General features: G+C 69.6%; 18 protein-coding genes. 13 read left to right on the plus strand and 5 right to left on the minus strand.

Going from position 1 to position 20432, the window contains the following annotated elements; translation table 11 throughout:
• Positions 1-146 precede the first annotated feature (146 nt).
• Both SSMG_RS22845 and SSMG_RS22850 read right to left on the minus strand, forming a co-directional pair.
• Positions 147-2330 carry an MMPL family transporter gene (locus SSMG_RS22845; RefSeq protein WP_037714558.1) on the minus strand — a complete coding sequence of 728 codons (2184 nt, stop codon included), beginning with the start codon at positions 2328-2330 and terminating at the stop codon, positions 147-149.
• Between the two features lie 249 nt (positions 2331-2579).
• Complete coding sequence (locus SSMG_RS22850) at positions 2580-4085, minus strand: long-chain fatty acid--CoA ligase (protein ID WP_009079834.1); 1506 nt, start codon at positions 4083-4085, stop codon at positions 2580-2582.
• A gap of 449 nt (positions 4086-4534) precedes the next feature.
• Between SSMG_RS22850 and SSMG_RS45510 the strand changes: the two genes are divergently transcribed.
• Positions 4535-4705 carry a hypothetical protein gene (locus SSMG_RS45510; RefSeq protein ID WP_158688065.1) on the plus strand — a complete coding sequence of 57 codons (171 nt, stop codon included), beginning with the start codon at positions 4535-4537 and terminating at the stop codon, positions 4703-4705.
• Positions 4706-5143: 438 nt separating this feature from the next.
• On the opposite strand, the gene SSMG_RS22860 is transcribed toward SSMG_RS45510, so the two are convergent.
• Entirely contained in the window at positions 5144-5824 is a 681-nt protein-coding gene (locus SSMG_RS22860) for an HAD family phosphatase (RefSeq protein WP_009079840.1), read from the minus strand.
• Positions 5825-6312: 488 nt separating this feature from the next.
• Here SSMG_RS22860 and SSMG_RS22865 point away from each other — a divergent pair, with 488 nt between their 5' ends.
• From SSMG_RS22865 to SSMG_RS22920, 12 genes are all read left to right on the plus strand, one after another.
• The gene (locus tag SSMG_RS22865; RefSeq protein ID WP_009079842.1) at positions 6313-7431 is read left to right on the plus strand and encodes a DUF2891 family protein; all 1119 of its coding nucleotides are present in this window, start codon (positions 6313-6315) and stop codon (positions 7429-7431) included.
• Positions 7432-7735: 304 nt separating this feature from the next.
• Positions 7736-7963 (plus strand): LxmA leader domain family RiPP, encoded by a 228-nt coding sequence (locus SSMG_RS22870; protein WP_009079844.1) that lies wholly within the window; start codon positions 7736-7738, stop codon positions 7961-7963.
• Between the two features lie 91 nt (positions 7964-8054).
• Positions 8055-8687: a flavoprotein gene (locus tag SSMG_RS22875; RefSeq protein ID WP_009079846.1), complete on the plus strand. Its 633-nt coding sequence runs from the start codon at positions 8055-8057 to the stop codon at positions 8685-8687.
• Complete coding sequence (locus SSMG_RS22880) at positions 8684-9625, plus strand: hypothetical protein (RefSeq protein WP_009079849.1); 942 nt, start codon at positions 8684-8686, stop codon at positions 9623-9625. Before SSMG_RS22875 ends, SSMG_RS22880 begins: the two co-directional genes overlap by 4 nt.
• Entirely contained in the window at positions 9622-10758 is a 1137-nt protein-coding gene (gene lxmK, locus SSMG_RS22885; RefSeq protein WP_009079851.1) for a class V lanthionine synthetase subunit LxmK, read from the plus strand. The genes SSMG_RS22880 and lxmK overlap by 4 nt, the downstream gene beginning before the upstream one ends.
• Complete coding sequence (locus tag SSMG_RS22890) at positions 10755-11729, plus strand: T3SS effector HopA1 family protein (RefSeq protein ID WP_009079852.1); 975 nt, start codon at positions 10755-10757, stop codon at positions 11727-11729. The genes lxmK and SSMG_RS22890 overlap by 4 nt, the downstream gene beginning before the upstream one ends.
• On the plus strand, positions 11726-12973 hold the full coding sequence (locus tag SSMG_RS22895; RefSeq protein WP_009079854.1) for a pitrilysin family protein: 1248 nt from the start codon (positions 11726-11728) through the stop codon (positions 12971-12973). Before SSMG_RS22890 ends, SSMG_RS22895 begins: the two co-directional genes overlap by 4 nt.
• The gene (locus SSMG_RS22900; protein WP_009079856.1) at positions 12973-14238 is read left to right on the plus strand and encodes a pitrilysin family protein; all 1266 of its coding nucleotides are present in this window, start codon (positions 12973-12975) and stop codon (positions 14236-14238) included. The genes SSMG_RS22895 and SSMG_RS22900 overlap by 1 nt, the downstream gene beginning before the upstream one ends.
• Entirely contained in the window at positions 14235-16049 is a 1815-nt protein-coding gene (locus SSMG_RS22905) for an ABC transporter ATP-binding protein (protein ID WP_009079859.1), read from the plus strand. Before SSMG_RS22900 ends, SSMG_RS22905 begins: the two co-directional genes overlap by 4 nt.
• Positions 15998-16522 carry a hypothetical protein gene (locus tag SSMG_RS22910; protein ID WP_009079860.1) on the plus strand — a complete coding sequence of 175 codons (525 nt, stop codon included), beginning with the start codon at positions 15998-16000 and terminating at the stop codon, positions 16520-16522. Before SSMG_RS22905 ends, SSMG_RS22910 begins: the two co-directional genes overlap by 52 nt.
• Positions 16523-16772: 250 nt before the next feature.
• On the plus strand, positions 16773-17294 hold the full coding sequence (locus SSMG_RS22915) for a hypothetical protein (RefSeq protein ID WP_009079862.1): 522 nt from the start codon (positions 16773-16775) through the stop codon (positions 17292-17294).
• A 48-nt stretch (positions 17295-17342) separates the two neighbouring features.
• Positions 17343-17555: a hypothetical protein gene (locus SSMG_RS22920; protein ID WP_009079865.1), complete on the plus strand. Its 213-nt coding sequence runs from the start codon at positions 17343-17345 to the stop codon at positions 17553-17555.
• An 847-nt stretch (positions 17556-18402) separates the two neighbouring features.
• On the opposite strand, the gene SSMG_RS42525 is transcribed toward SSMG_RS22920, so the two are convergent.
• Both SSMG_RS42525 and SSMG_RS22930 read right to left on the minus strand, forming a co-directional pair.
• Positions 18403-18765 carry a helix-turn-helix transcriptional regulator gene (locus tag SSMG_RS42525; protein ID WP_158688066.1) on the minus strand — a complete coding sequence of 121 codons (363 nt, stop codon included), beginning with the start codon at positions 18763-18765 and terminating at the stop codon, positions 18403-18405.
• A gap of 145 nt (positions 18766-18910) precedes the next feature.
• On the minus strand, positions 18911-20407 hold the full coding sequence (locus tag SSMG_RS22930) for an aldehyde dehydrogenase family protein (protein WP_009079869.1): 1497 nt from the start codon (positions 20405-20407) through the stop codon (positions 18911-18913).
• Between the last annotated feature and the right edge of the window lie 25 nt (positions 20408-20432).

Consider the following 20432-nt stretch of genomic DNA (forward strand, 5'->3'; position numbering starts at 1 on the left):
TCGCGGGTCTCCCCTCGCCTTATCGCCCCACCGATGCGCATGAACTGCCCGCGCGAACCCGATCGTCTGCCGAGCCGGGCTCGAGTGCGGGCCAAGCGCCTCAGGCTTGAGAGGAAGCACGTTGCGGCAGACCGGCCGGACCCAAATCAGATTCGGGTGAATTTGCGTTGGTCGTCCCCGGGAGTGCCGAGTTCGCGGACGAGGCCTTCGCCTTCGACGTCGACGTTGGGCAGGATCCGGTCGAGCCAGGTGGGCAGCCACCAGGCGCGGCGGCCGAGCAGGGACATGACGGCGGGCACGATGGTCATCCGGATGACGAACGCGTCGATCAGGACGCCGAAGGCCAGCGCGAACCCGATCGACTGGATCAGCGTCGATTCGGCAAGGACGAACCCGGCGAACACCGAGATCATGATGAGCGCGGCGGCGACGACGACGCGGGCGCCGTGGCGGAACCCGGTGACCATCGCTTCCTGGGGTTCGGCGCCGTGGACGTGTTCCTCGCGCATCCGGGTCACCAGGAACACCTGGTAGTCCATGGCGAGTCCGAACAGGACGCCGATCAGCAGAATGGGGAGCATGCTCATGATCGGGCCGGTCGAGGCGACCCCCAGCAGCCCGGTGAGCCAGCCCCATTGGAAGACCGCGACGACGGCGCCGAAGGTCGCGACCACCGAGCCGAGGAACCCCAGCGTCGCCTTCAACGGCACCACGACGGACCGGAACACCAGCATCAGCAACACAAAGGCGAGCCCGACGATCAACGCGAGGTAGGGCAGCATCGCGTCGGACAGTTTCTGCGAGACGTCGATGTTGGCCGCGGTCTGCCCGGTCACCGCGAGACTGCCGCCGGTTTTGTCCTGCAGCGGCGCGGATTGCGCGCGGATCGCGGACACGAGGTCCTCGGTCTGCGTGCTGCTCGGGCCGCTTTTCGGGATCACCGTCAGCAGCGCGGTGTCGCCGGCGGGATTGACGCGCGGCGGCGTCACCGCGGCGACGTCCGGCAGCCTGCCGATGTCCGCGGCGGCCTGCTTCACCGCGTCCGGATTGCGGTTCGGGCCGGTGTCGACCACGACCAGCAGGGGCCCGTTCGCGCCCTCGCCGAAACCCGCGGAGACCAGGTCGTAGGCCTTGCGCTGGGTGGTGTCCGGCGCGGCGGTCGAGTCGTTGGGCAGGCCGAGCTGCATGCTCAACGCCGGGACCGCGACCACCGCCAGCCCGGCGAGCGCGGTCAGCAGGACCGGGACCCGGTGCCGCGCCACGAACCGCGCCCAGCGTTCGCCGTGCGTCGGGCCTTCGGTGCGGCGGCGCACCCGGATCTTGCTGCGGGCGACGCGGGCGCCGGCGAAGCCGAGCACGGCGGGCAGCAGCGTCAACGCGATCAGCACCGCGACCACGACCGTCGCCGCCGCGGCGACGCCCATCTGGCCCAGGAACGGGATCCCGACCACCGTCAGCCCGGCGAGCGCGATGACCACGGTGAGCCCGGCGAACACCACGGCGGAACCGGCGGTGCCGACCGCGCGGCCGGCTGCTTCCTCGGGTTCGCGGCCTTCAGCGAGTTCGTGCCGGTAGCGGGAGACGATGAACAGGGCGTAGTCGATGCCGACCGCGAGACCGATCATCAACGCCAGCACCGGAGTGTTGGAGTTCAGCTCCATCGACCCCGAAGCCAGCATGATGCCCGCCATCCCGACCCCGACCCCGACCAGCGCGGTCAGCAACGGAATCCCCGCCGCCAGCAACGACCCGAACGTGATGATCAGGACGACCGCCGCGACCGCGACGCCGAGTCCTTCGGTGGCCCCGGTCGCCGGGATCCCCTGCACCGCGTCCCCGCCGTACTCGACCCGGTACCCCAGCTGCTTCGCGTGATCGCCGGTCGCCAGCAGCGCCTGCCGGTCGCTGTCGGACAGTTCGAAACCCTTGACCTGATAGCTCACCTGCGCGAGCGCGACCCGCCCGTCCGGCGACACCGACCTCGCCTGGAACGGATCCACCACCCCCGCCACCTTCGGCGCCGACCGCAGCTTCCCCACCACCGACTCGACCGCCGCCTGACCCGCCGGATCCGTGACCTTCCGCCCCTCCGGCGCGGCAATCGCCACCCGCGCGGTGCCGCCGCCCGCACCTGGCTGCGGAAAAGCTTCAATCATCCGGTCCCATGCTGTCTGCGACTCGATACCCGGAACGGGCATCGCATCGGACAGCGGGCCAGACAGGGTGAGGGCACCGCCGCCGAGCGCCATCAGAACCGCTGTCCACACCGCCGCGACGATCGCCCGGCGGCGGAACGACAGCCTGCCGAGCCGGTACAGGAAGGGTGCCACGAGTCTTCTCCGTTTCGCACCCGGAGCGGGATCTCCGCGCCAGGTCCACGGCATTTGACGCTAACCTCACCGCACGGCGGTTCAAAGCCGAACCGCCAAGTGATGAACGTCCGCACGGAGACCTCGTGACATCCTCACGGCAGCGGCGTGACTCATTGCACGGCAAAGAGGTCCGCCGAAAGTCCTAACGGGAAGCCGGGCCAGACCGGCGAGGGAGCGCGCACGCCGTCGCGGCCCGGGGCGCCAGTCTCACAAAGCCCGCTTGAGGATCTTCCCGGTCGGCCCCTTGGGAAGCCGGTCAAGCAGCGTGATCGTGCGCGGGTATTTGTAAGCGGCGAGCCGTCCCTTGCAGTGTTCCGCCAACTCGTCGACGCTGGCGTCCGACCCGGCCCTGAGCACGACGTACGCCACGACCTCCTCGCCGAGACGCTCGTGCGGTTCGCCGACGACGGCAGCCTCGGCGACGCCCGGATGCTCGTACAGCACTTCTTCGATCTCGCGCGGATAGACGTTGTAGCCGCCGCGGATGACCAGGTCCTTGAGCCGATCGACGACGAAGTAGTAGCCCTCCTCGTCACGGTAGCCGAGGTCTCCGGTGTGGAACCAGCCGTCTCGGATCGCCTCCGCGGTCGCGTCCGGGCGACCGTAGTAGCCCTTCATCACGTTGTGCCCGCGCACGACGATTTCGCCGACCTGGTCCGGCCCGGCGCCGAGTTCCGTTCCTGCGCGGTCGACCACCTTCACCTCGACGCCCCAGATCGGCTTGCCGATCGAAAGCACTTTCCGCTGTTCCGCGCTGATGTTGAACGTCGTGCCGCTCGCCGTCTCGGACAGGCCGTAGCCCTCGAGCACGACCACCCCGTCGAACTTCTTCTCGAACGCCCGCAGCACCTCGCCAGGCATCGACGCGCCCCCGGACACCGCGGAACGCAGCGACGACAGGTCGCGGCCGGCGAGGTCCTGCTGCAGCAGGGCGACGTACATCGTCGGCACCCCGGAGAACAGCGTGCAGCGGTGCCGTTCCATCTCGTCCAGCACGGCCGCCGCGTCGAACTTCGGTACGAGCACCAGGGATCCGCCGAACCGGGTCATGACATTGAGCACACTGGACAGTCCGAAGACGTGGAACAGCGGCAGCACGGCGAGGCTGACGTCCTCGGCGGTCGCCCCGAACAGCTCACCCGACACCGTGCAGTTCATGAAGAGCTGGAAGTGCGTCAGCTCCGCGCCTTTCGGCCTGCCGGTAGTGCCGCTGGTGTACAGAATCACCGCGGTGTCGTCGGGCGACATCGGCCGCAGCAGCCCCGAATCCGGCGACTCGAGGAGATCGTCGAACGAGCGGGCCCCGCCTGCCTCTCCCGCCTCTCCCGCCTCGCCGACGAGGTACACCGGAAGCTGGCCCGCGCCCTTGAGCGCGGCGCCGGCGAGCGGGCCGAACGCGATCAGCAGGCGGGCATCGCTGTCCCGCAGGTGATACGCGATCTCCGGCGCGGTCAGCAGCGGATTCAGCGGGACCATGACCAAGCCCGCCTTGAGAATGCCGAAGCAGGCGAGGACGAACTCCGGCACGTTCGGCAGCTGGACCGCGACTTTGTCGCCGGGTTCGAGCCCGAGCCACACGAGAGACTCGGCGATCCTCCCGGAGAGCCCGTCGACCTCGGCGTAGCTGAACGAGTGGCTCCCGGCGTGCAGAAACGGCTTGTCCGGCCGCGCCGCAGCCGATTCGACGAGCATCGCGGCGAGGTTGAACGACATCGGCCACCGCCTTTCGGAGAAACTGACGCGGAACCCGGCCGCGGCGCGCGGCGTCCCGCTCGGGTACGAGGGAGTAAAGCACATCAAACATGAATCTTCATCACGTTTGCTCGCGCGCGCCCGGCAGATCGAACGAGGACTCCCTGGGCAGTGCGCGGTCCCTGGTCGCTGTCACGGGAAAGACGTGAAAATCGCACGCCCGCCCGGCGCGATGCCGGGTTAGAATTGCGGCGTCCCGCCGCGGCCTTGATTCCCCCATCCTCCGCGGCGGGTCTTTGCTTGGCAGCGTCCGGTGCGAGAACTCGTTCCCGCACAGTCAGTCGGTCGCGCCGGACGACCTGTCGCTCGAGAAAGCTGGTGTTGACCGGAAGATGCCGAGTTTGTTCCGCAGGGCGCAAGCAGCGAGCGTCGGAGCCGAAGCGGCCCGCGCGGCGCGCCGAGGGAGGACGGTGTTCGCGGCGATGTTCAGCGCCCCGTTCACCGCCAGCGGATCCATCGCCGGGTGGGCGGAACAGATCGAGGCGGTGGAGGCGGAGGGCTGGATGCTCTCCGATTTTTCCGCGGCGCTGGACGACACCGGATGCCCGCGCGCCTACTGCGTCTTCAGAAGGACATTGTGACCGAGGGCGAGAACACCCTGCCAGTGCTCGTGCACCAATTCCGGCGGCCGAGATGAGATGCTCACCAAAAGTGCGCAGCCGACGGTATTCCGCGAGATTCCAGGGTAGACTTGCGTCGCTCCATTATGGACAGTGATCCCCGCGAAGGGACTCAGATTCCCTGCGGCAAGCGATCTGGCTGGGTTGTGCTGCCGGAGGGACCGCCGGAGGCCTGTTCCGCGCTCGGCAGGCCACCGGCGGAGCGCTGGTTCACCCGGGCTGTGGGGCGCCGGGTGAACCAGCGCTGACTCCGCGCGCTCCGGCCTTCCCGGGGAAATCGCTCCGGCGACGGCCGACCGGAGGCGTCTTCGTTGTCCAGCACGAATCGCGCGGTACTCCCGGGCCTGGGCGCGGCCGAGCGCGCGTCCGGATGAGCCACCGCGCCGCCACCAGTGAGCGTCAGGGAGCCGAACCCATGCGCGCGGACATGTCCCGGAGCGGCCTGTTGAGCAGGTCTTCGGCCCGCCGGCCGACGAGCGAGTCCCACACCTCGTCGACCGTGTCCGCGGGCAGCGGGCGATAGAACGGAGCCCCGATGACCCACATCCCGGCACGGCGCGCCGCGGCCGCACCGGTCTGGCTGTCCTCCACGGCGACGCAGTCGCCCGGGTCGAGGCCGAGCACGCCGGCCGCGCGCACATAGGCCTCCGGTGCGGGCTTTCCTTCCGCCACGTCGTCTCCGCTCACGACCACCGCGAAGAACCCGGATCCCACGTCGCGCAGCACCCGGTCGACCACCACGCGGTACGACATCGTGACGAGACCGACCCGGATGCCGGCTCCCGCCAGGGCCGCCAGGAGGTCGCGAGCGCCGTCGCGCCACGGCACCGATTCGCCGAGCCTCGCCACGACCCCGGCCACGATGTCCTCGATGACGACCTCCGCGGGCACCTCGAGGCCAGCCGCCCGGACGAGCTCGGCGAGCGTCTCCATCGACGATCCGATGGCCGCGATCCGCGCCTCCTCGCTCAACGCCAAGCCGTGCGCGCCCAGCAGTTCTCCGGCGACCTCGAGATAGAGTTCTTCCGTGTCGATCAGCGTTCCGTCGAGGTCGAGGAGAACCGCTCGGGGGAGGGTCATGCGGGCACCGTCACTTCGTCGTCGAATGCGTTCGCACGGGCATCGCGGTCCGCGCGCCGGAAGGGCACCCGCCTACCCCATGGCGGGTGCCCGCTCCCCTCGCGCCAGCTCCCCGTTTCGCGCGGGAGTGGACACCCGGCCGGCGCACAAGAGGGGCGGGCATACGCCGACCGGGCTGCTGTGAAAACAGGAACTGCTGCCGCCGCGAATGCGCGGGCCCCGAACGGGGCGAGGCGTTCTTGCCGCAGCTTTATCCGCAGTTTGCCCGACGCAACGCGCCATGTCACCACCCGAAGAAATACGGTGCATTTTTTCCTTTCTGCGCGTGACATTATTCATGCTCGACGAGGGAGTTATTCCCGCACACAAGATTATTGTAGATTTGTTGAACGATCCTTAGAGTGAGCAGTGCGCAACAGTGACCACGGCGGGCCAGTTCGCTCTTCGCATTCAGTCCCGTCCCGCTCTTCCGAAAGCAGGCAGGTGACATGGTCGTATTCTCCCGCCCACTCCGATGGCGCTCGCTCGTTCCCTTGGTGCTGGCCGCCGCGTTGACGCTGCCCGGAGTGGCGCACGCCGACCCCGCCACGCCCAGCTGGCCTAAGTTCGAGAAAAGCCGGACCGGCATGGTGAAGAAGCTGGCGGAGCCGGTACTGAATTGTGTCAAAAAGAAGGACGAGACAGCAGCGGAAAGCCCGATTTTCCACGGCTGTTACGACTGGCATTCGGCCGTGCACGGGCACTACGCCCTCTACGCGACCTATCTGGCCACGCACGACAAGAAGTACCTCGACGCGGCGGAGAAGCAAATGCAGCCCGCGGGCGATCCCGGCGTCGTGGCACGGGAACTGAAGTACATGCAGGACGGTTCGATCGGCGAGGACACGGCGGACACCCCGTACGGGATGGCCTGGCTGCTCGAGATGGAGAGGGCGCGCGAGCAGGCCACGGGAACCCGCACGACCCGGCCGCTGGCCGACGAGGCGGTCAAGCAGATCAAGTCGTGGCTGACCGGCGGCAACGCGGAACAGAATCTCTTCTACGACATGCATTCCAACCTGTCCTGGACGCTGCAGACTCTGGCCGGATGGGCGCAGTACACCGGTGACGACGCCCTTCTCTCGTCGGTGCGCGAAGACGTGTCGAAGTACCTGAAGACCGACGAAGCGGACCAGCGATGCGCGGAGGTGTTGCCGGGCGAGCTCTCCGGCGAACTGGAGCCCAAGAGCGACATCACCGAGAACGGCTTCCTGGCACCGTGTCTCATGCGTTTGGCCGCGGTGGCGAAGGCAGGCGGGCCGGGCGCCGCGGAGTGGGTTTCGCGGCGACTGCCCAAGGACGTGTCGGTGTCGCTGCTCACCGATCCGCGGTCGGCGCATTCGGCGGGGCTCAACTTCTCCCGGGCCAACGCCCTGTGGGAAATCTACCAGGCCACTCGCGACTCCGCCGTTCGCAACGGTTTCGTCAAACTGGTCACCGCGGAGGTCGCCCGCCCGCAGGACTGGGACACGACTTCGGACTACCTGAACTCCCACTGGATCGCGCAATTCGGAATCCGGGCCATCGACCAGACTTTCGCGCACCCGGAGCAAGGACGCGGCCGGTGACCGGAGCAGCGCGTTTCCCGCGGTGCCGTCGCCGCACTTCGGCAGCCCCCCGAAGCGGGGATATTTCCGCGCGGAAGTCCGCGATGGTTGACACGGCCGCGGCAAATGTCCGATTCTCGGGTCGAGCGCACCGGCGTTGGCTGATGCGCTCATCAAATGGGGGTCCTTGCGTTCAACGTTTCACCGTACCAAAAATCTTGCCTTTTCCTTAAAGCGGGGCGAGTGCCTGAAACGTTGAACTCATGCTCGGCCGCTCCATATTCGCGAGAGAACGCCTCCGGGCGGACAGTGACGGGAGAACGCGATGCACACCATGACCGAAACCGATCTGCTGAGCGGTTACACCGCTTACACGACGGCTGAGGAGCTGGACCAGTTCGACGGCAAGGCCGCGCCCGCCGCGACCACCCCCGTCCTGGCTCCGATCCTCATCCGGGCCAGCATCATCGCCGCGCGTTCCTCGCAGCAGTGCGCGGCGGGGATCGCCGCCGCGGGCGGCGGGATCTGGAGGACCATCAGGAAGGTGTGCTGACCGCCGACGAGCGGCTCGGCAAGCCTCGGGGCCGGCGTTCTCGCCGGTCCCGAGGTCCTTTCCCGGCAGTACCCGCGATCCGGAAGCGACTATGCCCGAACTCTATTCATCCGACCTCGAAGCGGTCGACGTCGTCACCGGCGAGGTGACGTTCGAGCGCCTGCTGCTGGTCGGTTCAGGAGCGCTGAGCGCGGCGTTCCTGCCGTACTGGATCAACTGGATCGACGCCGTGCTGCCGGCGATCTCGCTGAAGGTCGCACTCACCAGGTCCGCCGCGAATTTCGTTTCCCGGCACGCCCTCTCGGCGTTGTCCCGGACGGATGTCCTGCTCGACGAATGGCCGGACGAGCCGGGCCGGGACGCACCGCACGTCGCGCTGGCGAACTGGGCCGACGTGATCGCGGTCTATCCCGCGACGTTGAACTTCATCTCCCGTTTCGCGCTGGGCCTCGGGGATTCGCCCGCGCTGCTCGCGCTGCAGTGCACCGAGGCGGTCGTCGGCATCGCCCCCGCGCTGCCTCCCGGCGCGGCGGGCAACCCGGTGGTGGCCGCACATCTGCGTTCGTTCGCGGATCGGCCGCGAGTCGTGGTGAGCCCCACCGAAACCGCCGTGAGCGCCAGCTCCGGCGAGTCCGCGGCGGGCAGCGTCGCGCCGCTGTCCGAGCTGATCGGCTTGCTGGAACGGCGATACCGCCAGCTGACGGCGGATAAGAGGCCGGAATGACGCGCGCGGACGACGAGCCGGAAGCGATGCTCGTGGAGGAGTACGGCAGTCGCCTGCGCCGGACGGAGATCCATCTGCTTCCCGGCGGGGCCTTCCAATGGACACACCGGCCAGGCACTGACAGCCCGGTCCGGATGGCCGCGCCGGACCGCGCGCTGGCCCAAGCGATCTCCGCCTGCTCGGTGCCCGCTCTCCGCTGGGTGCCCGCGTCCGCCGGCGACGCCGGGGCGCTGACCTACCTGGCCAGCAGCCCGCTGTCCGCGATGAGCTGGCTGGACCTCGAACAACCCCGCACTCAGCAACTAATGGCCACGACCCTGGAAGGCGCCGGTCGCGGACTGCGCGCCCTGCATCAGCTCCGCGGACCCGACGCCGCGAGCACGCCGCCCGGCCCGCGACGCGTCGCCCGCTGGCTGGACGAACCCGGCCTCGGCCCGGCGAGCTTGGCCAAGCTCGCCGACCTCGCTTGGCCGCGGTGGGGCCGCACCAGGCTGTCCCGGCTGCGCGACTGGTGCGTCCCGCCGAAGGAGGAAAGGACGCTGTTGCACGGATTCGCCTCCTTGGGCACCCTGCTGCCACCGCTGGCCATTCCGGAAACGGCTGCCCCGCAAGGCGAATTCTTGATCGGATCGGATCTGGCGGCGGGACGGCCGGAGTCCGACCTCGGCTGGCTGCTCGGCGAACTGCACGAGCTGCACTGGGTCGGCGTCTACCCGTGGATGGACTTTCCCACGCTGCGCCGGGCGTTGCGCCGGGGCTACGGGCCTGGTTGCGACGAGGTCGCGGTGGGACGCAGCGCTGTCCTGCGGCTGATCACCCACCTGCACGACTTCGCCGCCTATGCCGGATGGCTCGACGAGTTCACTGGCTACGTCGATTTCGCGGCTGAGCTGATCGATGACGAAGGCCGCCGCGCGGCACGCGGAGAAGCCGCGTGACCGGCATCGGCGAAACAGTTTCCTGGCAGCTGCCCGAGACCAGCACCATCGCCCCGGCCGCCGAAGTCAACCGGCTGCTGGACAGGCTCCGCCTCGGCACGCTCGGCAGCACCGGAACGACCTCCTTCGGCGGCCGGAACGACAACTGGGCGGGCACCACCGGCAACGGGGCGAAAGTCTTCGTGAAACAGCTGCCGGACACGGGCGAAGCGGTCAATCCCGGGATCGCCCGTTCGCTGGCCTTCGAACGGGCCGCCGCCCTGCTGGAGCCGCGCGGTCCGCTGGCTTCGCCGGAGCTGCTCGGCCACGACGAGGAGAACCGTCTCCTGGTCTTCGCGTTGCTTGACGACGCGAAGCCCGGCATCGAGCTGTCCGTCGCCGGCGAATTCAGCGAGGCCCTGTGTTTCCGCGCCGGAGAAGCGATCGCGACCGCGCACGGGCTCGACCCGGCCGGTCTGGACACCTCCCCGCTGTTCTTCCCTCCGCTTTCCTGGCTTGCCGGACTTCCCTGGGAAATCGTCCAGGAGAACACCTCGGCGCAGCTCGCCGCCTGGCAGCTGCTGCAGGACGACGAGGAAGCGGTGCACGCGCTGCACGAACTGAGGACGCTGGAAGACGCCGCGCCGCCCGTCCCGGTGCACGGGGATCTCCGCTTCGACCAGTTCATCGCATCCGGCGAACGGCTGTATCTGTGCGACTGGGAGAATTTTCGGCTCGCCGATCCGGCACGAGACGTCGGCGCGTTCATCGGGGAATGGCTTTACCACGTCACCTATACGATCTTCGTGAATCCGGCGCGCCGGGACGGCTCCCGGTTCGCCGGTTTCGGTGCCACGCACCAGGACATCCTCGATCGCGGCATGGCCAACCTGCGCCAGGCCGTCCCCCGGATCGGCGCCTTCTGGGCGGGCTACCGCACGCGGCGCGTCCCCGACCCGCACCTCGCGGTGCGCGCCATGCGGTTCGCCGGCTGGCATCTGTACGACCGGCTCATCGCGGGCGCGGAATCCCAGCTCCAGCTGAACCCGGTGGCCAAAGCCGCGGCCGGAGTCGGGCGCGGCGTCCTGCTCAATCCGGAGGGCGCCGCCGGGCTCCTCGGCCTTGTCCGGCCCGGCCGAGGGAGGCAGGCATGACCGCCGGACTGTCCTGTCCGCTGAACCCGAGGCTGGTCGCCGCGTTGCGCGAGGTCTCGGTATCGCCCGACGGCTGTTCCGCGGAAGTCGCGGGCACCCGGCTGACCGGCTCCGACCCGCGCGATCTGCGCGGGCGGCTCGCGAACGCGCTCTACGAAACTCTGCACGCCGGAACGCCGGGTCCTGGGTCCGCGGCCAAGGAATTCCGCCGCGATCGCGACTTCGAGCACCAGCTCGCCGACGCCGTCCCGCACGCCTGCGCTCCGGTCGACGGGGTGCTGCTGGCGGCGGGCGACGAGGAACTCATCGTGCGCACGGCGCTGGTCACCGTCCGGGTGCCGCGCGATCGGCTCGCCGGCCCGGCCGACGCGATCCCCGGCGCCGCGGTCCGGTTGCGGCTCGACGCCGCGCGTCCGGCGCTGTCGCCCGGCTTCTTCTACGTCCTCGGCTCACAACAGCGGCGGCGGCCGGACCCGGCGGTGCGCCGGATCTTCGTGCACTTGACCGATCCGGACGGCGCGGTCCGGGTCTGGCGCGACGTCCTGCGCGAACTGGAATCACTGCACGCCGACTATCACGCGAAGATCCTGTCCGTCCGCACCGGCTACCCCCGGCGGGACGCGCTGGTGATCTACCTGCACGGCGAATACCAGTCCGTCGAAACAGCGATCGCGCGGCGGCTGCGCGACGATCGCGCGCTGGGCGCGGCCACCTCGGTGCTCGCCCAGCGGCTGGCCCGGGGCGTCGCCGCGGCCTGGGAACCAGCCGACTCCCGTCCCGGCCAGCAGCACCTGAGCTTCGGCCAGCACCGCTGTTTCGCGCTCGCCACGGCCCTCGTCGACCACGCACTGGACCCCGTCGAGGGCACGCGGGAGCTGCGCATCACCGCCGAATTCCGCGCGGCGGGCATCGATCCCCTGCGGCCGCAGCGCAACGTGCCGCAGCGCACCGGCACACCGGGGCGCCGATGACCCGCGCCGTCCACCGGTTCACGCTCGGCAACGGGCTGCGCGTGATCGTCGAACCCGATCACCGGCACGACCTCGTGGCCGTCGCGGTTTCGGTCGGAGCCGGTTCGCGGGACGACCCGCCCCGCGCACGCGGGCTGGCGCACGCGGTGGAGCATCTGATGTTCCCCCGCGAGCACGAGGGACAGGCAGGGCATCTGCGGACGGTCGAAGCGATGGGCGGACTCTGCGACGCCAACACCTTTCGCGACCACACCAGCTATTTCAGCGTGGCCGACGCCGAACGGCTCGAGCCGCTGCTCGCCGCCGAGGCCGCCCGCTTCACCGGGTTCGCTCCGGACCGGCGCGCGCTGGACGGGGAGCTTCCGGTGATCGAGGAGGAGATCCGCGGCGCCGTGTTCGCCTCTTTCGGCGGGTTCCCCTGGACCATGGCGGCTTCGGCGCTCTGGGGCCCGGACCGGCACGAGGGCGGGGACCACGGGATCATGGCGCACCTGCGGGAGCTGACCCCGGCCGAAGCCCTCGCCTTCCACCGGGAGCATTACACCGCGGGCAACACGGTGCTCGCGATCGCCGGCGCGGCGGATCCGGCACGGGCCGAGGCCGCCGTGCGGGAAGCGTTCGGCGAACTCCCGTCCGGCCGCCGCGCGGCACGCCCGGACTTGGCACCCCGGCCGGGGGCGTGGTTCAAGCACACCGCCGAACGGTTCCGCGGCACTGCCCTCGCGATCGCGACTCCGCTGCCGGACGCGGACACCGCTCCCGCCGGCTATGTCGCACACGCGGTTCTCGCCGAGATCCTGTCCGCCGCCTGGCTGCCCCGGTGGCGGAAGCGCCAGCCGCTGCTGCGCTCGGCCTCGATCCGGTGCGGATTCAACGGCGAATGGTTCAACACCGCCTCCCCCGACCTGCTGGTCGCCACCTTCCTGCCGGAACGGGCTTGGCCGGTCCACGAACTGCTCGCCGAATGGGACGCCCTGCTCGAAGAGCTGAGCAGCACCGGACCGGACAAGGCCGAACTCGACCGCGCGATCGCCCTGCTCCTGCTGGGCCATCACCGGCAGCTGGATTCCGTGGTCACCCGCGCCGTCGCGCACGGGCGGTTCGCGGTGCTGCTTCCCCGGCTGGACGGCCCGCACCAGATCCCCGGCCTGCTCTCCGCGACCACCGCGGCACAGGTGGCGAACGCGGCGAGAGCGGTGCGCGCGGCGCCGGCGGCGTGCGTCGAACTGGCTGGAGGCTCCTGATGAAACTCCTTGCCGAGGCGGTCGAGGCCGTCCTGCCGAACGGGCTTCGCGTCGTGCTGGCCCAGGAGCCGGGAGCGGAGGTCACCGAAATCCGGCTCGCGCTGCCCTTCGCCACCCGCCCGGAGCTGGCCGCGCCCATGGAACTGCTCGCCGCGTGCCTGCTGCGGGGCACCTCCGAGCTCGGCGAACGCGCCGTCGTCGACCGCGCCTCGGAACTCGGCGCGGAACTGTCGGTCAGCCGCGACAGCGAAGCCCTGCTGGTGGCCGCCAGCACGCTCAGCACCCAGCTGCCCGAGGCGATCCGCCTGCTGGCGACGGTCGTGCGCCAAGCCGCGTACCCGGGCCGCGAACTGGACCGGGTCGTGGAAGCCATGGTGTCCCGCGAGCGGTCCGAGCCCCGGGCAGCGGCGTATCGGCAGCTGCTTCGCCGTCGGTACGGCCGGCATCCACTGACCGCCGAACCGGCCGGTGCCGAGGATCTCCTCGCGGTGACCGCCGACGACCTGCGGCGCCTGCACGCCCAAGCGATTGTGCCCAGCGGAGCGGTCTTGCTGATCCTCGGGCCGCTGTCCGCCGACACCGCGCTCGCACACGCCGTCCAGGTCTTCGGCGACTGGACCGGCGCCGCGTCCGGGCTGCGCCTGCCGCCCCTGGCCGGCACCGGCGACACCGGCCGCCTCACCCTGCCCGCCGCCGCGGGAACCCCGACGCTGGTGCTGACCGCGGGCCCCGGGCTGACTGCCGGCGATCCGCGGCACCCCGCCCTGCACCTGGCCAACCTGATCCTCGGCGGCTCCGGCTCCTCCCGGCTGGTCCGGCGGATCCGCGAACGGCTCGGCCTGGCTTACCGGGTCCAGTCCTCGCTCGAGGAAACCGGGGCCGGCGGCTGGACCGCGGTGGAAGCGGTGACCGGCCCCGGCAACGGAAGCCGGACGGCCGGCGAACTCGCCGCCTGCATGGCCCGGTTCGCCGACGAAGGACCTACGCCGGAGGAAGTCGGGGCGGCCAAGCGGCTCGCGAGAGGATTCGCCGCCGCCGGGCTGGCCACCCGAGCCGAAATCGCCAGCGCCGCGACCGGCTTCGTGCTGCGGGGGCTGCCGCCCGACTGGCTGAACCGCTACCTGAGCCGGGTCGACCTGCTCGGCACCGCCGAGGTGACCGCCGCGGCCCGTGCGCACTTCGACCCCGCCGCGCACGCGACGGTCGTCGCCGACGAGCTTCCCGATGCCTCCGAACAGCACAGTCCATCCGGGAACGCGTCATGAGCACCGTCGACGGACGGCCCGTCCGCCCCCTCCGCGCGTTGCTCGGACACGCTGAACCGCACCGCTGGCCGCTCGTGCTGGTCCTGGTGCTCACCCTGGCGGGAAGCGCGGCAGAGCTGGTGCAGCCCCTGATGGTGGAAACGATCATCGCCAAGCTGTCCCTCGGCGAAAGCCTGCGCGAGGAACTCCTGCTGCTGGTCGGCGTGTTCGTCGTTTCGGTGGCGCTCAACGGGTGGCACACCTGGATCGGGCAGCGCACCGCCGAACGGATGGTGTTCGGCATCCGGCGCGGTTTGATCCGGCGGCTGATCCGGCTCCGCGTGTCCGAATTGGACCAGCGCGAACCCGGGACGCTCACCACCCGCGTCACCTCCGACAGCACCGTGGTGCAGCACGCCGCCACCACCGGACTGATCGACGTGGTCAACGGGGTGCTGCACCTGGTGGCCAGCCTGGTCATGATGGCGCTGATGAGCCTGCCGCTGCTCGGCATGACCGCGGGCGTGCTGGCCGTCGTCGGAGTCGTGCTGGGCTTCGTCATGCCCAGAATCCGCCAGGTGGTCCTGACCACCCAGGAATCGGTCGGCGAGATCGGCGCCGCGCTGGACCGTTCCCTCGGCGCGGCGCGCACAGTCAAGGCCAGCGGCGCCGAAGCCGAGGAGACCGAGCGGGCGGTCTCGGCGGCGCGCACGGCCTACCGCGCCGGGCTCAAGGGGGCCCGCTACCAGGTCGTCATCGCCACGGTGTCCGGGATGGCCGTGCAGACCTCGTTCCTCGTCGTGATCGGCTTCGGCGGCGTGCTGGTGGCGACGGGCGGCCTCAGCGTCGCGACGCTCATCGCGTTCCTGCTCTATCTGTTCAACCTCGGCACCCCGATCCTGTCGCTGGTCACCGGTTTCGCCGCGCTCCAACAGGGTCTCGGCGCGCTGGAGCGGATCGAGGAGGTGCGCGAGATGACCGTGGAGGACGATGTCGACACCGAGGTCAGTGCCCCGGCCGGACCTCCGCCGCGGGTGGTCGTGGATCACGTCTCCTTCGCCTATCCCGGGCGTCCGCCCGCGCTGAGCGACGTGTCGTTCAGCGCCGAACCGGGGGAAATGACCGCGATCGTCGGCCCGTCCGGCGCGGGAAAAACCACGCTCTTTTCGCTGTTGCAACGGTTTTACGACCACCAGGACGGCCGGATCCTCCTCGCGGGCGACGACATCGCGCGGCGCAGCCGTGCCGAGGTGCGCCGCCGGATCGCCTACGTCGAGCAGGACTCGCCGATGCTGGCGGGCACGTTCAGGGAGAATCTGGTCTACGCGGCGCCCGAAGCCGCCGAGGAAGCCATCGCCGAGGTGCTCGGCCTGACCGGCCTGGACGAGCTTGTCCAGCGGCTGCCGGAAAAACTGGATACGCCGGTAGGAGTGCGCGGGATCGCGCTTTCCGGAGGAGAGCGCCAGCGGCTGGCGATCGCCAGGGCGCTGCTGCGCCGTCCCCAGGTCCTGTTGCTGGACGAGGCCACCGCGCACCTGGACGCGCGCAGCGAACAGGCTCTGCGGCGCACCATCGAAGCGGCCGCACGGGAATGCACCGTGCTGCTGATCGCGCACCGCCTGTCCACTGTCGTCTCGGCGCACCGGCTGGTGCTGCTGGACCGGGGCGGAGTCAGGTCGATCGGCACCCATGCCGAGCTGCTGGCCGCCGACCCGATGTATCGCGAATTGGCGGCCACTCAGCTATTAGTCCCGGAAGCCGATCAAGAAAAGGACCCGGCATGCCCCTCACCGCACCCCGCGTCGTCGACGACGCCTTCTACGACGAACTGACCATTCACACCGACGACGCGCGAGGCCTGGTCGAAGTCTCCGGGGCACACGTTCCCACCGTCGTCATCGCCCGTTCCCCCGACGCGCCGATCAACCGGTTCGTGCCCATTGGCTCGCGCGAACCCGCCGACCTGATCATGACCGTCGGCGAGGCCGTCGCGGATCTCCGCCCCGGCAAGGGAAAATGGACCCGCGGCTCGTACCGCGTCGACCTCACGGCGGACGGGAAGCGCTATCGGTTCAAGCCGAACTCCATCGCCACCAGCCAGCTGATCCGCGACGGGAAGAAGGTCTTCGAGCCCTCGATGGACGACGAGGACGGCGACTTCCTCGTGCAATGGCTGGTCAACCGCGACGACACCGAACCGGCCGACGCCGCCATCGGGTACGCGCTGGCTGTCGCCTTCCGCACCGGCGCGATGAGCCTTTTCTCGATGCTGCTGAGCGGCGCCGAGATGGCCGGGCCGGGCTGACTCTTCCGGCGGCCCCGACAGCAGTGCCGGCCGAAGAAGGAGCAACACCGGGGAAGGGTGCAAAAATTCCTGCGCGCCGCCTGAAATCATCCAGCCGCAGGTCGAGGCTACTGCATGGTTTTTCTTCGATCGGGTGAGCTTCATTTCGCCGCCGCGGCGCACTGTGGCAGCATCGGTAATGCGCAGTTATTCGCGGCGCAGGCACCGTAGAAGAGTCGTTCCCAAGCTGAGTGCACCGCACGCATGAACAATGGAGACTCAATGGCAATCCTTAAAAAATGTTACGACGCGACGGAAAGACCGAGACACCTCCACCGGCGGTCAAGTCAGCGCTGACTCCCTGACCGGGACCGTATCGGTCACGCTGATCGGAGGAGCCCTGGCCGTCTTCGCTCCGAGCGCGGGCGCGGGCACCGATCCCGATGAGCTGTGCCACTGGTCTTTCGATCCCGACGATTCGAGCCTGATCGCCGTCCTGCCGCCCGACTGGCAGACTTTCATGGTCGCCAGGTACCGGACTCCGCGCGGCGAAACGCACCGGTTTCATTTCAGGCTGGTCAATCAGGGCCATCAGGGCCGCGGGACGGTGTACGACGTGGAGGACTTCAGCGAAGCTCTCGGAAATCACGCCGCGGGCCAGAACATTCCCATGGGGTCCGTCATCGAAGAGGTGACTCTCCAGGATCAGCGCAGGCTTGACCCTGACGTGGACCCGGAGGGAATTATGGACGGCCTGACTCTCCAGGTGGACGACAATGAGAAAATCGGCTGACGAACGACCTGGTTCTTCTGCCGGACAACCATACAGAAGGAGTAACCCGTGACCGACCGGAAACTGCTCGTTAAAATCGCCGCCGGGGCAGCACTCGCCGCCGCCGCGGTCGCCACCGTCGGGACCACGGCCGCGCACGCGGCGGGGACCGGCCTGGGATCCAATGCCCCCAGCCTGATCAACGTGGCGGGCTCGGGCGACCCCACCCATGAGGATCCCCCCATCCAGCCCGGGGACCCGGACCCCATCAAGGTCTCCTGACCGTCGTCCCCTGCCGGAGCAGCCGCGCGACCCGCCGCCCCGTCCGAAGCCGTCCGCTACGACGGATTCGGACGGGGCGGCCTCGCGACTGGTTCGGGGTGCACGAGGAAATCGCGATGGCTGGTGCGGGCGCGTGCGCACCAGCCATCGCGAAGAGGCCGAGAGCGCCGATCGCCGGCCTGGGCAGGCGAATATCGCGGGCGAGGACGGGTCCCAGCGCTCGGCGGGCAGGAGTGCGCAGGCGGTCTGTGCCGCCCGCGCACTTCGAGACCCCCTCGAAATCCACCGCGCGACAGAGCTTCCCGAGCGCATGCCAGGCCCCGGCGGGTCAAAATTCCTCAGGGAGGCAAACGTCGCTCGTGCGGCCGCGACATCTTGCCGCCAGGTTCAGCCGGGAACGGCAAGCGCCCCAGGCACCCCACCCTTTCGGGGAAATCGGCTCTCCCCGGGCAACGGCACGAATCACTCGAGGGCCGTCAGGTCGCGGGAAACGACGAGGTCGTTCCGCACCATCTCGGACCAGCTCGCGGTCGAGCGCCCGATCCGCCCCGCGGGGTACGCCTTGTCCGGCGAAAGATGGCCGGGTGTTACCGGGACACCTCCGGTCGCCGCTCGAAGCAGGGAAGATCGGCGCACGAGTCGACGACAGCGAAGCTGGACGCCCCCAGGTTCCGAGCCTCCGCCACGTCGATCAGGACCGAAACTCAAGCAAAATCGGGGTATTCACCGACTGGTTCCGCCATGACCAGGACCCGTGAACCTGCCCGGCAACCGAATAAAACACCACGGTCCTTCCGATCGACCGCGACGAGACCACTCACTCGACCCCGATCGGACCGGCCGGGAGTCACCGCAGGATGTCCCATTCATGGGCGATGTGCACTGCGTGCGAACGGTTCCGCGCGCCCATTTTGGACAAGATTTTGCGCACGTGGGCCTTGATCGTGTCGACGGACACGCCCAATTCCCGGGCGATCGACTGGTTGTCCCCGCCGACGGCGATCAACGCCACGATCTGCCGCTCTCGCACGGAAAGGTGGTGCGCGTCCGCTCTTTCCTGCCTGCGGGAGCCGGTAATCGAGTATCGCGGGATCTGGCTGGGCCCGCCGCGATGCGGTTCGACGGACAACCCCGCCGAGTGGAGCGCATTCGCCGCGACCACAGCGGCTTCGCCGGCAACCAGATAGGCGGCGACGAAGCCTCCTGGCATTTCTGTGCCGGGCACCGCTTTCCGCAGCGCCGGACCAAAATTCTTCGTGTCTTCCCGGACCCGCACTCTGCTTTTCTCCTCACCACTCGGCTTCCGGCACGGCGGAGACCAGGAGCCCTGGCCCGCTGCCTGCGTCGGTCTCTCGTCAGCGCTTGCCGTGCAGGACGGTGACCAGCTTGGCGACCAGCGCGTCCGTGGATTCCTTGCGGGAGAAGGAGGTGAGCGTGAGCGGCGCGGTGAACCGCTGCCGGGCCACCGCCTTCGGGCGGGCGAACTCGCGCAGCCCCTCCGGGCCGTGGATCCGGCCGAACCCGGAATCGCCGACCCCGCCGAAAGGCAGCGACGCGATGCCCGCGAACGACAACGGCGCGTTCACCGCGGTCATGCCCGCCCGCAACCGCGACGCCAGCTCCGCCCCGCGCGCCCGCGAGAACACCGTGGAACCCAGGCCGTACTTGGTCGCGTTGGCCTTCTCCACCGCCTCGTCCATGTCCCGCACCCGCGCGATCGTCACCGTCGGGCCGAACGTCTCCTCCCGCACCGCCTCGGAGTCCTCCGGCACGTCGACCAGCACCGTCGGCTGCACATACCGGTCGCCGACGCTGTCCACCCCGCCGACCAGCGCCTTCCCGCCGCGCGCGAGCGCGTCGGCGATGTGCCGGCGGATCACCGACAGCTGCGAGGGCATGGTGATCGGCCCGTACTGCGCGTCCTCGTCCGAACCCGCGCGCACGTGCTTCGCCTTCCCCACCACCTTCGCCACGAACTCCTCGGCCACCCGCTCGTGCACGTACACCCGCTCCACGCCGATGCAGGTCTGCCCCGAGTTCGAGAACGCGCCCCACACAGTCGCGTCCGCCGCCGCTTCCAGGTCCGCGTCCGCGTCGACCAGCAGCGCGTCCTTGCCGCCCGCCTCGATCACCACCGGCGTCAGCGTGTCCGCGGCAGCCGCCATGATCTTCTTGCCCGTCCCGGTCGAACCGGTGAACGCGATCTTGTCCACCCCGGAACCCACCAGCGCCGCCCCGGTCTCGCCGAACCCGGTCACCAGCTGCAGCACCGGCTGCTCAGGCACGATCTCGGCGAACGCGTCCACCAGCCACTTCCCGACACCCGGGGTGTACTCGCTCGGCTTGAACACCACCGCGTTGCCCGCCGCCAGCGCGTACGCGATCGAACCCAGCGGAGTGAACACCGGATAATTCCACGGCCCGATCACGCCGACCACGCCCAACGGCACGTACTCGACCGTGGCCGAGTGATTCATCGTCAACAACCCCGGCGTGCGACTCCGCTTGCCCAGCACCTCGCGGGCGTTCTTCGCCGCCCACGCGATGTGCTCGATCGCCAAAACGCTCTCCAGCTGCGCGTCCGCGATCGGCTTGCCGGTCTCGTCGCGCACCACCTGGCACAACTGCGGCAGCCGCCGGGTCAGCACGCCCTTCCAGCGCCGCAACCGTTCCGCGCGCCCGGCGAAACCGAGGCCGTCCCACCAGCCCGCGGCCGCCCTCGCCCGCTCCACAGCGGCGCTGACCTGCTCGGCCGCGTGCACCGGATAGGTCCCGACGACCTCGTCGGTGGCCGGGCTGAGCGAATCGAACGTCTCGCCGACCTGCGCCGGATCCGGCTGGACCGCAGTCATCGACACCTCCCCGTCTCGGTGGATC

The sequence above is a fragment of the Streptomyces sp. AA4 genome, assembly GCF_000158875.1.
Taxonomy (GTDB): domain Bacteria; phylum Actinomycetota; class Actinomycetes; order Mycobacteriales; family Pseudonocardiaceae; genus Amycolatopsis.

What these genes read in the sequence shown, in the direction of transcription:
- SSMG_RS22850 (WP_009079834.1), bottom strand. Translation starts at nt 4,085, where the DNA reads ATGTCGTTCAACCTCGCCGCGATGCTCGTCGAATCGGCTGCGGCGCGG.
- SSMG_RS22860 (WP_009079840.1), bottom strand. Translation starts at nt 5,824, where the DNA reads ATGACCCTCCCCCGAGCGGTTCTCCTCGACCTCGACGGAACGCTGATC.
- SSMG_RS22865 (WP_009079842.1), top strand. Translation starts at nt 6,313, where the DNA reads ATGGTCGTATTCTCCCGCCCACTCCGATGGCGCTCGCTCGTTCCCTTG.
- SSMG_RS22870 (WP_009079844.1), top strand. Translation starts at nt 7,736, where the DNA reads ATGCACACCATGACCGAAACCGATCTGCTGAGCGGTTACACCGCTTAC.
- SSMG_RS22875 (WP_009079846.1), top strand. Translation starts at nt 8,055, where the DNA reads ATGCCCGAACTCTATTCATCCGACCTCGAAGCGGTCGACGTCGTCACC.
- SSMG_RS22880 (WP_009079849.1), top strand. Translation starts at nt 8,684, where the DNA reads ATGACGCGCGCGGACGACGAGCCGGAAGCGATGCTCGTGGAGGAGTAC.
- SSMG_RS22890 (WP_009079852.1), top strand. Translation starts at nt 10,755, where the DNA reads ATGACCGCCGGACTGTCCTGTCCGCTGAACCCGAGGCTGGTCGCCGCG.
- SSMG_RS22895 (WP_009079854.1), top strand. Translation starts at nt 11,726, where the DNA reads ATGACCCGCGCCGTCCACCGGTTCACGCTCGGCAACGGGCTGCGCGTG.
- SSMG_RS22900 (WP_009079856.1), top strand. Translation starts at nt 12,973, where the DNA reads ATGAAACTCCTTGCCGAGGCGGTCGAGGCCGTCCTGCCGAACGGGCTT.
- SSMG_RS22905 (WP_009079859.1), top strand. Translation starts at nt 14,235, where the DNA reads ATGAGCACCGTCGACGGACGGCCCGTCCGCCCCCTCCGCGCGTTGCTC.
- SSMG_RS22910 (WP_009079860.1), top strand. Translation starts at nt 15,998, where the DNA reads ATGCCCCTCACCGCACCCCGCGTCGTCGACGACGCCTTCTACGACGAA.
- SSMG_RS22915 (WP_009079862.1), top strand. Translation starts at nt 16,773, where the DNA reads ATGGAGACTCAATGGCAATCCTTAAAAAATGTTACGACGCGACGGAAA.
- SSMG_RS42525 (WP_158688066.1), bottom strand. Translation starts at nt 18,765, where the DNA reads ATGCCAGGAGGCTTCGTCGCCGCCTATCTGGTTGCCGGCGAAGCCGCT.
- SSMG_RS22930 (WP_009079869.1), bottom strand. Translation starts at nt 20,407, where the DNA reads ATGACTGCGGTCCAGCCGGATCCGGCGCAGGTCGGCGAGACGTTCGAT.